12 protein-coding genes are annotated in these 13,603 nt (G+C 41.9%); 1 reads left to right on the forward strand and 11 read right to left on the reverse strand.

Annotated features, from left to right (window positions below; translation table 11 throughout):
- Together glmM and AC1XUE_RS19760 are read right to left on the reverse strand one after the other, a co-directional pair.
- Positions 1–1,404 carry a phosphoglucosamine mutase gene (gene glmM / locus AC1XUE_RS19755; protein WP_483358018.1) on the reverse strand — a complete coding sequence of 468 codons (1,404 nt, stop codon included), beginning with the start codon at positions 1,402–1,404 and terminating at the stop codon, positions 1–3.
- A gap of 435 nt (positions 1,405–1,839) precedes the next feature.
- Complete coding sequence (locus AC1XUE_RS19760; RefSeq protein WP_483357704.1) at positions 1,840–2,850, reverse strand: alpha-E domain-containing protein; 1,011 nt, start codon at positions 2,848–2,850, stop codon at positions 1,840–1,842.
- A gap of 226 nt (positions 2,851–3,076) precedes the next feature.
- Between AC1XUE_RS19760 and AC1XUE_RS19765 the strand changes: the two genes are divergently transcribed.
- Positions 3,077–4,633, forward strand: coding sequence for a helicase HerA-like domain-containing protein (locus AC1XUE_RS19765; protein WP_483357705.1), 1,557 nt, complete (start codon positions 3,077–3,079; stop codon positions 4,631–4,633).
- 43 nt (positions 4,634–4,676) lie between these two features.
- Here AC1XUE_RS19765 and AC1XUE_RS19770 read toward each other — a convergent pair whose 3' ends face one another.
- From AC1XUE_RS19770 to AC1XUE_RS19810, 9 genes are all read right to left on the reverse strand, one after another.
- Complete coding sequence (locus AC1XUE_RS19770; RefSeq protein ID WP_483357706.1) at positions 4,677–5,099, reverse strand: DUF2141 domain-containing protein; 423 nt, start codon at positions 5,097–5,099, stop codon at positions 4,677–4,679.
- On the reverse strand, positions 5,096–5,668 hold the full coding sequence (locus AC1XUE_RS19775) for an acyl-CoA thioesterase (protein ID WP_483357707.1): 573 nt from the start codon (positions 5,666–5,668) through the stop codon (positions 5,096–5,098). Before AC1XUE_RS19775 ends, AC1XUE_RS19770 begins: the two co-directional genes overlap by 4 nt.
- Before the next feature lie 37 nt (positions 5,669–5,705).
- On the reverse strand, positions 5,706–6,788 hold the full coding sequence (locus tag AC1XUE_RS19780; RefSeq protein WP_483357708.1) for a Gfo/Idh/MocA family protein: 1,083 nt from the start codon (positions 6,786–6,788) through the stop codon (positions 5,706–5,708).
- Between the two features lie 77 nt (positions 6,789–6,865).
- Positions 6,866–8,212 (reverse strand): neutral/alkaline non-lysosomal ceramidase N-terminal domain-containing protein, encoded by a 1,347-nt coding sequence (locus AC1XUE_RS19785; RefSeq protein WP_483357709.1) that lies wholly within the window; start codon positions 8,210–8,212, stop codon positions 6,866–6,868.
- 90 nt (positions 8,213–8,302) lie between these two features.
- On the reverse strand, positions 8,303–9,640 hold the full coding sequence (locus AC1XUE_RS19790; protein ID WP_483357710.1) for a DUF58 domain-containing protein: 1,338 nt from the start codon (positions 9,638–9,640) through the stop codon (positions 8,303–8,305).
- Positions 9,641–9,657: 17 nt separating this feature from the next.
- Positions 9,658–10,629, reverse strand: coding sequence for an AAA family ATPase (locus tag AC1XUE_RS19795; RefSeq protein ID WP_483357711.1), 972 nt, complete (start codon positions 10,627–10,629; stop codon positions 9,658–9,660).
- Between the two features lie 112 nt (positions 10,630–10,741).
- Positions 10,742–11,929, reverse strand: coding sequence for a DUF4350 domain-containing protein (locus AC1XUE_RS19800; RefSeq protein ID WP_483357712.1), 1,188 nt, complete (start codon positions 11,927–11,929; stop codon positions 10,742–10,744).
- Positions 11,930–11,947: 18 nt separating this feature from the next.
- The gene (locus tag AC1XUE_RS19805; RefSeq protein ID WP_483357713.1) at positions 11,948–12,709 is read right to left on the reverse strand and encodes a DUF4129 domain-containing protein; all 762 of its coding nucleotides are present in this window, start codon (positions 12,707–12,709) and stop codon (positions 11,948–11,950) included.
- 8 nt (positions 12,710–12,717) lie between these two features.
- The gene (locus tag AC1XUE_RS19810; RefSeq protein WP_483357714.1) at positions 12,718–13,596 is read right to left on the reverse strand and encodes a DUF7847 domain-containing protein; all 879 of its coding nucleotides are present in this window, start codon (positions 13,594–13,596) and stop codon (positions 12,718–12,720) included.
- Positions 13,597–13,603: the final 7 nt, after the last annotated feature.

Genomic DNA, 13,603 nt, shown 5'->3' on the forward strand with positions numbered 1-13,603 from the left:
CTATCCCTTCGGCTCTGAAATAATTTCTTTTATATCCGATATGATTTTGTTAGCAAGATTGATAGCAGTGGTCTGCGTTTCCGACTCAGAATAAATTCTGATAATTGGCTCAGTATTAGACTTACGCAAGTGAACCCATTCCCTGTCAAACTCAATTCTCACACCATCAATGGTACTCAATGGTTGTTTGGAATATTTGGTCTGAATTCTGCTCAGGATATTATCAACATTGATATCCGGTGTTAATTCAATCTTGTTTTTCGATATATAATAACCAGGATAGGACTTTCTCAGTACAGAAGCTGTTTTTCCGAATTTAGCAAGATGTGTTAAAAACAAGGCAATACCCACTAAAGCATCACGTCCGTAATGACTTTCCGGATAGATCACTCCCCCATTCCCCTCTCCTCCGATAACGGCCTGGTTGGCTTTCATCATCGTAACTACATTCACCTCTCCGACAGCAGAAGCAAAATACTTCCCTCCTGCCTTCAACGTAACGTCTTTCAATGCAGCTGTGGATGAGAGATTGGATACGGTATTACCAGGCGTATTTTTTAAAACATAGTCGGCAACTGCTACCAGTGTGTATTCCTCTCCGAAAGGAGAACCGTCTTCACACATCAAAGCCAGACGGTCTACATCCGGATCCACCACGATACCTAAATTGTAAGCTCCGTCATTGAGTTCCTTACTGATTTCACGCAAGTGTTCCGGCAGAGGTTCCGGATTATGCGCAAAATTTCCAGTTGGCTCACAATTTAGTTTTTTGATATTTTTGCTCTCCACGCCAAGTGCTTCCAAAAGAGCAGGAACAAATATCCCTCCACTCGAATTTACCGCATCTACGGTAATTTTAAAATTGGCAGCTTTGATCACCTCAGTATCTACCAGTTTCAAGGCAAGAATATGATCAATATGCTTTTGAAGATAAGTATCGTCAGTGCTGTACGATCCAAGTTTCTTGACATCTACAAAGATGAAATCTTCCTGATCAGCAATACGAAGAACTTCCTCTCCCTCAGACTCGGAAATAAATTCACCTTCGTGATTTAGTAATTTTAGCGCATTCCATTGGATTGGATTATGGCTGGCAGTAAGTATAATACCACCTCCTGCTTTCTCCATAGTGACAGCAAGCTCCACAGTTGGTGTTGTAGACAGCCCTAAATCAACAACATGAAGACCTACGCCTTGCAATGTAGCGGCTACCAAACGGCTTACCATTTCTCCTGAAAGACGTGCATCCCTGCCTATTATAACCTTTTGGTTCTGCGGGTTAGCTCTTCTAAGCCAAGTACCATAGGCAGCAGCAAATTTTACAACATCAATAGGAGTCAGCGCTTCGCCGGATTTCCCCCCCACTATTCCTCTGATCCCAGATATAGATTTAATTAACGTCACGATCTTGAATTCCTCTGTTTGTTTGGGCACAAAAATACTAAATTTCCGTACCCATAATTGGTTTTTTGCGAAACAAAAGTTTGGATTGATTAAATGGCTCGCTACATATAACCAATCACCATCTTACGTATACAGCAATTTATACATCTGGTCAGATATACGTAAAAGATAAGGACGGCGATCAATACCAGGTGTCACATTTTATTTAAGCAACCTCACTATCAGAATACTAGTGCAGTGGGAATGCTTTTATAAATGAAAGCATTTTTTTCTATTTCTGCCGTTCAGCAATAATTACTTATAGATGACCTCAATTTGCAGCTACTCCTGTGGCTATTGTATTCAGACATGTATCTACAAAAAGCGGCAGTCCCAAGGACTACCACTTTATACAATTTAATCTTCTTATCATATCAGACAACAAGTCTCATATGACTAATTCATCCACTGACTTGCCACTCGCATAGATGACTGTCCCATTGACTGTACCTTTTCTGTCTCAAGTCCAAAATACATATCAAAAATGGCACTATCAATCTCATTATTATTGATCTGAAATTTATCCAGATATTCATGTAAACCTAGTTTAAAAACATCTTCCACCTCCGTGAATTCCAATTCACTTCGCATTTTACTCAGCGCTCTTTCCGCCGGAGCAGTATGACCTCTCTCAGGAATCGCACCACGTATGGCATAGAGAGAGAGTTCCGCCTGACGAACACTGTATGCGATCGAACGCGGAAATAATTTATCCAGTATCAGGAAAGCCACGATGTTCATAGGTGTCAATGCGCGATGTGTCTGCCGATACATATTATAGGCACTTACAGATTTTAAAACTGCAGTCCACATCATCAGATCCAGCGTGGAACCCGATGCACTGGTATCCTGAGCCATTGTAAAATACTTTACGTCCAGAAAGCGTGAACATTTATCTGCACGCTCAATGTGCCTTCCAAGACGCCCAAAATGCCATGCTTCATTACGCGTAATCGATGAGTCAACTACGCCATGAAATTGCTGACAACTTTTGCGTATATCTGTGAAATACGACTGCATGTGATCCATATTTCGGAAATCATCCGCAGCGGTTCCTTTAATTGTAAGGTAAAATGTATTGATACTCTCCCACATTTCCTTTGAGATGGTCTCCCGGATTGTACGTGCATTTTCCCTTGCTTCGTACAGACAACTAATGATAGAGTTCGGATTTCTTTTATCAAATGTCATAAAATGAATGACATCCTCTTTAGTAGGTTTCTCGTAATATTTATAAAAAGTGTAATGATCTGCAGTAGCAATCAGCAAAGGTTCCCATTGTTCGTCCACGTCTGGCGGCAGGTCTAGCGCAAGGTTAAAATTAACTCCTACGAAACGGGCATAATTTTCTACCCGCTCCATATATCTGTTCATCCAGTAAATCGAATTGGCAACTCTACTAAGCATACGCGGCAAATATTGTGGTTTTGTAAAATGAAGTCAGAACAATTACATAGTGAATTTACCAAAATACCTAATAATATTTTGCAAATACAAACTACTACGAAAAATAACATATCTTCTTTAAAGAGTATTATTATGCTATTACTGATATTTAGATCAGCAAAGAATCCTTTCGGAAATGATTAATTTGGTAAATTAACCCATCATTAACAATAACCATAAAAAGCCTGTGTCTAAAAGAGATTCATTCATAGCAGCCATACAAAAATCCTACCAAACAACACAGCCAGCCATTCATCTGGGATCGGCTATTCTGGACGGAGAAATTATAACAGAGGCAAAGGTAAATCTTCCGCTTCGGATGATGAACCGCCACGGACTTGTAGCAGGAGCAACTGGTTCGGGAAAGACAAGAACATTACAGGTTCTTGCTGAACAGCTTTCCGCGGCAGGCGTACCTGTTTTCATGTCCGATATTAAAGGCGATTTATCAGGAATTGCCCAGCCGGGAAAATCCAACACGGCTATTGAGGAACGCTCTCAGATATTGGGAACTACCTTTGAGGCAAAAGGTTTTCCTGTAGAATTATACTCACTGAGCGGTCAGAAAGGATCACAGATGCGTGCTACCATACTGGAGTTCGGCCCCATCCTGCTTTCCAAAATATTTGAGCTTAACGACACACAATCGGGTGTGCTGGCCATTTTGTTCAAATATGCGGATGATAAAGATCTGCCAATGGTGGATCTCAACGACCTGAAAAAAGTATTGAGCTATCTGTCGGAAGGTCCGGGTGCAGCGGAAATCAAATCGGATTACGGCTCTATTTCTTCGTCTACAGCAGGAACGATTCTTCGAAAAATAGTGGCACTGGAACAACAGGGTGTGGGTAGTATATTCGGTGAAAAATCGTTCGACATTGAGGATCTTATCAATAGGGTTGATGGCCAGGGTGTCATCAGTCTGCTCAATGTCTCTGACGTTCAGGATAAGCCGGCACTATTCTCCACTTTTATGCTCAGCCTTCTTGCAGAGTTATATCAGAAATTGCCTGAAGCCGGTGACTTGGACAAGCCTAAACTGGTTTTCTTCCTGGATGAGGCTCATTTACTCTTTAAAGATGCCCCAAAAGCATTTTTAGATCAGATCGAACAGGTAATAAGGCTTATCCGATCCAAAGGTGTTGGTATTTTCTTTTGTACGCAAATGGCCCAGGATATCCCCGTGTCAGTACTTGGTCAACTCGGGAACCGGGTTCAGCATGTATTGCGTGCATTTACACCAAAGGATGCTGACGCGCTGAAGCAGACTGTTAAAACCTATCCGAGATCTCAGTTCTATGAAATTGATCAGATACTCACCACCCTGGGTATTGGCCAGGCACTTATCACTGTTCTGAATGAGAAAGGAATACCGACCGAAGTTGCGGCCACACATCTGCTACCGCCCAGTTCAGTAATGGGACCTATGACACAAGCAGATTATGAAAACCATGTACGCCAATCTGATTTGTATTCAAAATATAAAGATCCTGTGGACCCCGAAAGTGCTTATGAAATACTGACGCGGCGTATGGAAGAGCAGGCTCGCATTGAGGCAAAAACCAAGGAAGAAGTGGTTCAGACAAAGAATCAAAAACAAGAGAAAGGTATGATTACCGAAGTTCTCTCATCACCTCTGGCTAAGCAGATCGGGCGTGAAGTAGTGCGAGGCGTGTTTGGAATGCTATTTGGCAAGAAAACAACAAACACACGGAAAAAGAGTGGCGGCTTATTTGGGTTTTAAAAACACTAAAGAGCGAATCCAGGCTATATCCCGGATTCGCTCTTTAGTTTGTAAGCTTCACAGAAATTTGTTGTACGCCTTCTGCCGTGACGTCAAAAGCACAATCATTAAATGACGGTGCTGAAAATTTGGGTCTGAAGTCCTTGCTGAATCCGTAGGGTTCTTTCGGTATACCCACAAAATTCTTATCCAGCTCGTCGTTGCTATTCAAATCGTGAAACACGGCCAGCGCATACTTCCCTGGCTCCAATTCGAATGAAATCGATTGATCACCTGTTGATTTCACTTCTATAATCTCGGATACTGCCGGCTTTCCTTCACCAAATTTATCATCCGGCTTATAAATCCCGATCAATAGTTTTCCCTGTGCTTTTTTTACATTTGTAATATCCACCTTTAATGTGACAGGTGTGAAGTTATTGGCTACGCCTGCCATCAGTAGCAAGTTTAAAAGAAAGATGTTCATTTTATCAGATCTTTAGTTTCCCATCCTATAACGCATCGCTGTTCAGACAGCTTTTTGATATTTCTGTTCACATGCATAACACTTTTGGCGTTGTCAAATGCATTACGATAAGTGTCCTTGAGTTCTTTCCGTTTCATTGCTTCCAGAAAACGGCGCGCATCTCCTTCATTTTCAAGCAACAAAGGCGGAACTACTGCGGGTTTATCATCATCTCCTTTGGCGACCATGGTCACATATGACGTGTTGGTATGTCGCCGGACCCCGTCCCTGACATTCTCCGCAAACACCTTGATCCCGATCACCAGTGACGTTCTGCCTACATAATTCACAGAAGCCATCAATGATAGCAAATCCCCTACTTCCACAGGCTTCAGAAAATCAACGGCATCTACCGATACAGTCACACAGTAGGTAGAGGCATGCCTGGAAGCACATGCATAAGCCACTTTATCTATGAGTGACAAAAGTATACCACCATGTATTTTCCCTCCAAAATTGGCATAGGATGGTATCATCAACTCTGTTAATGTGGTTTCCGAATATCTTACCGAACGGGCCGCTAATTCCATTTACATAATTATTTATCTATTGACCTCTCTATCAATATTATTTCAAACTTATTGTTTTACCAGTTTCTGCTGATCGTTTGGCTGCTTCAAGAATTTCTACAACAGTTACATTGACAGGCAATCCGTACATATCATTTTCATCCAGTTTCAATTTACCGGTTACCACATCTGCCAGCACTGAAAACGGATCTGTAAATGGCGCAGGCCGAGGATCAATTTTGATTGTTTCTTCCTGAGACTTTTCCTGTAACCTTTGCCGAACCGTTGTAGGATTCACCGCAACAGCATAACCTTTTGTCCCGAAAACTTCCATATCCTTACGTGCGAACGTCCAGTTCCAGGAAGCCTGAATTACACATTGTGCTTTGGGGTATTGCAGAATAATTGTCGCTTCATCATCCACTTTTTTATAAATATCCGGTTTGTTCTGGTGTGTAACTGCTGTTACCAATATGGGCTTTTCACCTTTAAGCATCCATGTCATCAAATTCGCCCCATAGCAACCGAAATCATTCAGCGCACCGGCACCATTTTTAACCGGATCAGTCAGGAAATCGAAAAATTCCTTACCTACACCAATTTCTTTTGGCCCCTGATGACCATCATTCACCATTACCTTCCGAATTTCTCCCAGCTTGCCATCTTTAAACAAATCATTGACATACTGATTACTCGCATACCAGGATGTTTCAAAGTTGGTAAGCACCTGAATACCGTTTTGTGTGGCAAGTTTGGCAATTTCCTTTGCATCCGAAAAAGTGGTAGCCAATGGTTTTTCCACCATCACATGTATTTTCCGCGGAGCACAAGCTCTCACAACTTCGATATGTGCATTAATGGGCCCGAATGCCGAAACGGCATCAGGTTTTACCTCCTCAAGCATTTTGTTCAGGTCATTAAAAAAGAGCTTTTTATCCAGTTTATATTTCTCTGCAAAACGCTTTACCAGTTCCTGATCCTTTTCATAGATCCCTACCAGTTCTGTATCTGTTTTATCACTGCGGTTGAAAGCCCAGCCAACGTGCCCATGACTAAGACCTGCTATAGCTAACCGTACAGACTTTTGTGCGAAAGATTGCACTGAAATCAACAAAGCAAATAATAGAAATAAGATTTTCATAGCGGCTCAGGTTTAGGTAACAGGTTTATTATAAAATCCTTTCAACAGGATCAAGCGCGGGATCACAAAAGCACATACTATGACAATTTATTAATAATATCCCGGATCACCTCCTGAAAATATGCTCCGTTATACGGGCCATACCAGTTCATTACTTTTGTTTCGTAAAGATCTCTGTCAAAATATTTATCATGGGTGATATAGCCTATATACCCTCCATTGAAGCTGGTGACGATCAGATCAAGTCCTTTTGTTTTTGCATATGCATCCAGTCCACCCACCAACTCACCTGAAAAATCGCATGGCATGCCTACCATCAGAATATTACCAATACGCAATGCCTTTACAAACAGAGGATATTCTCCAAAAGCCTTTTTAAATACCCAAGGACGCAATACGATATCCATAGTAAGTCTTGGAGAAGGCTCCCGTAACGGAAGCGGAAGGGTAATCATTTGCATCACCGGCTTTTGACTTTGCGGAATCGTATCTGATGAAAGAATGGCCTGCTGCACCCCAAATGCCTGATTTTTCATTTCATCAAAATCATCTGATCCCCTTTCAATGGGCCCCATACTACCCACTGCTCCGGCCATATACATGGCAAAATCGTACCTGCTATCTTCCAGTGAATCTACCAGTACACCCGGATAGTCGCGGGACAATACCATATTCTTGGCCTGAATAATAGTAGAATGAGCTCCATACGAGCTGAGAATCGCTTTCTTCCCTGTCTCGGTTACAAACCCAACAGAACGAACTTCCGAATCCACACCACCTTCTTGACCTACCAGTCTGTTCCGTATATCCAGTGTGTCATTTGACTCCATATAAGCAAGTCTGGCTGGCTCCATTCCGGATTTAGCTTTAACAATGGCCTGAAAGACCGCGTCAGCAATACGCTCTACACTTTTCGGATCGTATTTCCCAGAAAAAAATAACCCTGAAACACCGGTACCCCAGCCTCCTATACTATGATGTGTATGTGTAGATCCTAAGAAAACCTGTTCAAACGGAATTTCCTTTTCTGTCAATTTTGCTCTCAGAACTTTCGAAACAGTCGGTGGAATAATCAGAAGATCCGCAGAAACAATAGCTGCCTGGGTATGACCATTGTCTATCACAATGGCGCGTACATAAACCGAATCATGTACCGTTTCATACGCACGTCCCCGACGATTTCCATAGCCTGCCATAGGCACTGGCTCAGAAGGAGTAATATTCACTTTTGCCCACCCCACCCGGAAACCACTTGCCGGAATGGTGTCCTTCTCTACTTTATTTACAAGGCTTTTCCATTCCTTATAATACGGCATTTGCTTATACGGCGTATGATCCATGGTAGTGATCATCGTCGCGATAACCAACAGGAGAACCAGAAAAAAACCACCGATTATTTTGAGAAGTATTCTGAGAAATTTCATTGAGGCGCATAGGTCTGGATAAGGGTGTAAAGATAGAGAATACTTATGAAGAGGAACATTTTCGCCCATGTTTCCTCACCGCTGCGGTATCTACAGCGCACCGCGATCTTTGAGTTCCAGATATTTATTAATTGTATTGACCGACAATTGCTGAGGGGATGAAAGCACAGCATGAATTCCATATCTGTTGAGCTCCGCCACGATTTTACTTTTTTCGTAGTGGAATTTTTGTGCGATTGTTTTCAGATATACTTGTTCAAGATCCGCAGCCGGTTGGTTGGTGAGCTTTTTTGTTTCTGTATTTTCAAAAATAATCACTACCAGTAAGTGATCTTTGGCTAATCGGCGCAGATACGGCAGTTGGCGTTGTAATGACTCCAGCGTTTCAAAATTTGTAAAAAGTAACAAAAGGCTCCGCTGCCTGACGTGCTGCTTGGTTACCAGACATAATCTTTCAAAATCCGTTTCTAAAAATCTGGTTTTCTGCCGGTAAAGTACCTCCATAATTTTCTGAATGTGCCCTGGTTTTTTATCAGCTGGTACAACCTGCCCGGCCGTATCAGAAAAAGTGATTAATCCGGATCTGTCTTGCTTCAATAAAGCGATATTGCTCAGTACCAATGTGGCATTGATAGCGTAATCGAGTAGTGTAAGCCCTTCAAATGGTGATTGCATAACCCGGCCTTTATCTATCAGACAAAATACAGTCTGCTGTTTTTCATCCTGATACGCATTCACCATCACATCCCCCCGGCGGGCACTGGCTTTCCAGTTGACAGCACGGCGGTCGTCTCCAGGTACATAAGCTCTGACCTGATCAAATTCCATGGAATGCCCTACCCTTCTGATTCTCTTCACGCCCACTTCACTCAACCTGTTGGCAATAGCAAGCAATGTATATTGCCGCATTTGCAGAAATGACGGATATACAGCAGCCATTTTGTTTTCATCAAACCTGAACCGTCTTCTGATTAAACCCAGAGGAGAAGTGACAAACACATTGACATATCCAAAACTATATTCTCCTCTTTTTACAGGACGTAAATGATAGTGAATTTGTTTTTCAGAAAAGGCAGGCAATAGGGCTTCAAACAAGACATCGCGTTTCTGAAACTGGTGTGGTACTTCATCTATTGTTTCGGTTCTGATCTCAAAGGAATATCTGTTTCCCAGGTAAATCGTGATTGGATTTTCGTCGCCGTTGGAAAGCCGGTCTGCGACATGTCGCCTGGCAAAAATGCCATTTTTGTTTTTGTATAGGGTAAAACCGTCTGCCATACTTAATAGCATTGCAACAATTACCAGTATCGTGATCAGCAAATATAAAAAGGGGAAAACATAGGCCACTACGAAGCCAATAATCAGGAAAACCCAGATCTTCCAAAACTTTCCGGTAAAGTACAATGACCCTAAAAAGCGACCAAGCATAGCTGATTAAGAGGTTTTTATCGGGGAACTTCTGTTTTCTCCAGAATCAATTTAATCACTTCATCAGCAGTTGCCCCTTCCATTTCCCGTTCAGGTGTGAGCATAATCCTATGTCGTAAAACCGGATAAGCAAGTTCCTGTACATCGTCCGGGGTGATAAAATCTCTGCCTCTCAACGCTGCAAGTGCCTTACAACTATTCAGAAGCGCTACAGAAGCACGAGGCGATGCTCCCAGAAAAAGAGAAGGATGCGATCTGGTAGTCCCTACTATCTGAACAATGTAATTAAATAAATTATCTCCGACATGCACCTGTGTCACAGTGCTTCGAATCGCAGCAAGACGATCCGCATTCACAACAGACTGAATTGCGTTGATTGCCTCCGCCTGTCGGTTCCTTAAGTGATGCCCTTTCAATATTTCAACTTCTTCGCTTCCCGATGGATAGCCGATATTGAGTTTAAATAAGAAACGATCGAGCTGTGCTTCAGGCAAGCGGTATGTTCCTTCGTGCTCTACCGGATTCTGTGTAGCCAAAATCAGGAAAGGCTCAGACATAGGGTATGTTGTTCCATCTACAGTAACCTGGCGCTCCTCCATCACCTCAAATAATGCGGATTGCGTTTTCGCAGGAGCACGGTTAATCTCATCCACTAATACAATATTGGCAAATACAGGCCCTTGCTTGAATTCAAATTCGGTGTTTTTAGAATTGTAAAGTGAAGTTCCGAGTACGTCAGCAGGCATGAGATCCGGCGTAAACTGAATCCTGCCAAAACTAACATCAATTGTTTTGGCAAGTACTTTCGCCATCAGCGTTTTGGCAACTCCGGGCACTCCTTCCAGTAAAATATGACCATCTGCAAGTAGCGCAGCCAATATATATTCTACCGTTGCCTGTTGGCCTACCACCAGTTTTCCTATCTCATTTTTGATGTCTGTGACGGCTGTTTGTAACTCTGTCAGTTCTATTCTATTTGTGAATTCCATATGTTTTGGATTCATCGGACATTGCCCGATGGTGATATATAAATGCCTTAAGCAACTGCTCTCAATACCCTATCTTAAAACCTCTTCCTATCGCTCTATGCTGCTCCCCTGCTCACCTTGTTTTCTCGTAAAATTCCTCCAGCTTTGTATTTAGCTCAATAAGCCTTTTCCCCGACCACACTCCGTTTTCATCGTACAGCTCTGTAAGCAATTCAGCCGTTTGCTCTCTGGAAAACCCACTACTTCTGGAAATTAACTCCTCCAGTTCTGCCATCTGAAACATTTGTTGCGTGATTCCGAACCGCTCACGTACATACATCCAGAACTGCTGCGCCAGCTTTGCCGCCAGATTGGCGTGATCCTTCTTTCGGTAATACATATTACCGACTGTTTTCACAAATTCCAGTGAAACATTGGTTGGCGGATTGATGATTGGAATAATCCTTTGTTTTCTTTTGCCACCAAAAATGGCATACACAATTAGTCCGATTAATGTCAGTATAAATGCGGCTTTCAGTGACCTGTCGCTAACAATATAACGAAAAAGCGAGTGCTGATTCTCACCAAATCTGCCTTGTTTCTGATATTCATCCCAATAGACAGGCTGCCTCGGGAGATACGACAGCGCATAAAATGCATGCTCGTTGGTGAGTGAATCCAAAACATAGTAATTAGTAAAAGCCAAGGGAAGATTATGGATAAAAAAATGTCCCTTTCCATGATTTAACTTTATAAAAACCGGCTGTTTTTTTTCATTCACAGCCAGAACAGTGATCGTTTTTTTGCTTTTATTAACCAGATAATTTGTTCCATCATCCTTATCAAAAAGGCTGCCCTTGTGATCTTTCAGCAATGGGTTAACAAAATAAACCCGGCTGGCTGAATCATTAACTGTGGGTTTATTCATCGGAGCATCTATTTCCAAAGAATCCAGAAAGTTTTTATCAAAACGATAAGCGGAAATAAAGACTACATTTCCGGCCCGGACGTAGTCGAACAATCTATTTTTATCATTATTATCGATCTTAAAACGGGAATTAATAAAGACATAACTGCTTTTGTGAGCAGAATGATTTGAGTCAAGCTGATTGTAGGGAGGTATTCTCACACTTTCTACACGATGATTCCCTACCAATTCAGGTAACAATTTAAAAATCACTTCTCCACCAAAAGGAATGTGATCCTTATTTGAATAAGATTCTTTCCAATCGATTGGCTTCGGACGATAATATTCAAACAGCCCATAACCAAGCAGCATCAGCGACAAAAAATACCAGTACCTGTTGAGGTTAAAAAGCATAGTGATCCAACAACCTGATTAATTTCCAATGTTTTTAACAAACGAGTCGAAAAATGTCTTCATCTCTTTAAATCCTGACTCACTAATTTCAAAATCACCATACCAGGCGAACTCAAAATATCTTGTAATTGCCGCAAAATCGTTGTGATAGCGTGTTTTTTCCAACTCTTGTATATAAGTCTGATTGGTGAGATTAGGCTTCCAGTGAATCAGATTTCTTCCGGATAACATTTTGAGAATTTGCAAATATTGCAGACGGGTCGCCAAACGAAAATCCCGCTTCAACAATGCGTTCTGAATGGCATCTTCAAAATTGATTTCGTGAATATTTTCCTGACCCACTATATAATCTGCTGACGGTACCGTAGGGTTAGATGGCACTATAAAATCAAGCACCTTGGCCTTATACAACAGGTAAATCACAATGCCTGCAGTTGCTGCGATGATCACATACTGCCAGAAATTATCATACGATTTGGAACTAAAAAACGTATCTACCCAGCGCATAAACCATTTTATCCATCTTTCAAGAGGATTTTGAGGAGGCGCGAGATCGTTGCTGTAATTATAGTCCCTATCGTTACGGAATTTCTCCAAAGTTGCGTGATCAGGGTATCTCGCCATAATCGCTCCGCTATCTCTCACAGTATTCGTTGGGAGAGAATCTGTCTTTTGAGCCAACACCGGCGATACCTGGAAACATAACAAAACAACCAGACATGCAACAGCAAGTCTGGTATTAATCAACATCTTATATATTGCTGATAAGCGTTGTGCCATATTACTGATTAGAATTCTTCAGCCGGACGTATCACATCTCTACTACCCAGCGAATCAATTTCTGCTCTCAAGCCGGAACCATCGCGGCGTTCTACCAGATTATAGTATTGAAAACCAACCGCTATCCATATTAATCCGTTTATTAAATTAGATCCTACGATTGAGATTGTACTTGCAACGATCAACACAACAGGGGAATTCGCTATACCATTGCCCAAACCAAGGGCACTGAAAATGGTAGCAAGCAACACGGGGAATTGGAAAACAATAGATATAATTCCGGCAATGATAGACATAACAATCACTAATCCAAATGTAGACCACCACTTACCATTTACCAGATAACGACTTCGGCTTAAAGAATCTGTTGCACTTAATTTCTCCCGGATCACAACCATCATATAAAGCTGAAAACATACTGCCAGATAGACTCCCGGAATAAAGAAAAACAAAAAACCTATCACAATTGCCAACAGAGCAAGAATGGAAGAAACCACCGATGCGGAGAGAGTCTGTACAATTTTTTCCCAGACAGCACCTGGTGAAATTTGTACTTCCGAACCATTATCTTCATACAAAACCATATAGGCGCACACGACGGCATAGGAAAGAGTATAAGCCAACAAACTAAATACCATCACAAAAAAGTAGTCCAGTGTGAGGTACTGATAAAGTCCGTCTATTGAATTTTTCTCTACCCCGCTCGTCAGCAGCCTCGACTGAAACATGCCCTGAGCAATACCTGATAAAAGGGCTGGCGGACCGGCAATGAACATGATACTTTTAGCCAATGGACCCAGGTTTCTAATTGCAAAATCGAAAGATGCGTTGATTTTTTGTCCAAAATCTCTTTGCTGAAGCAGAACAATCGGTTCTTTAGTTGTCATGTGGATG

The organism is Dyadobacter sp. HNCC25DJ187, assembly GCF_056895255.1.

Excerpts from the sequence above, each read along its gene's own strand:
- AC1XUE_RS19760 (WP_483357704.1), bottom strand. The coding sequence starts at position 2,850 with ATGCTTAGTAGAGTTGCCAATTCGATTTACTGGATGAACAGATATATG.
- AC1XUE_RS19770 (WP_483357706.1), bottom strand. The coding sequence starts at position 5,099 with ATGAACATCTTTCTTTTAAACTTGCTACTGATGGCAGGCGTAGCCAAT.
- AC1XUE_RS19775 (WP_483357707.1), bottom strand. The coding sequence starts at position 5,668 with ATGGAATTAGCGGCCCGTTCGGTAAGATATTCGGAAACCACATTAACA.
- AC1XUE_RS19780 (WP_483357708.1), bottom strand. The coding sequence starts at position 6,788 with ATGAAAATCTTATTTCTATTATTTGCTTTGTTGATTTCAGTGCAATCT.
- AC1XUE_RS19785 (WP_483357709.1), bottom strand. The coding sequence starts at position 8,212 with ATGAAATTTCTCAGAATACTTCTCAAAATAATCGGTGGTTTTTTTCTG.
- AC1XUE_RS19790 (WP_483357710.1), bottom strand. The coding sequence starts at position 9,640 with ATGCTTGGTCGCTTTTTAGGGTCATTGTACTTTACCGGAAAGTTTTGG.
- AC1XUE_RS19795 (WP_483357711.1), bottom strand. The coding sequence starts at position 10,629 with ATGGAATTCACAAATAGAATAGAACTGACAGAGTTACAAACAGCCGTC.
- AC1XUE_RS19800 (WP_483357712.1), bottom strand. The coding sequence starts at position 11,929 with ATGCTTTTTAACCTCAACAGGTACTGGTATTTTTTGTCGCTGATGCTG.
- AC1XUE_RS19805 (WP_483357713.1), bottom strand. The coding sequence starts at position 12,709 with ATGGCACAACGCTTATCAGCAATATATAAGATGTTGATTAATACCAGA.
- AC1XUE_RS19810 (WP_483357714.1), bottom strand. The coding sequence starts at position 13,596 with ATGACAACTAAAGAACCGATTGTTCTGCTTCAGCAAAGAGATTTTGGA.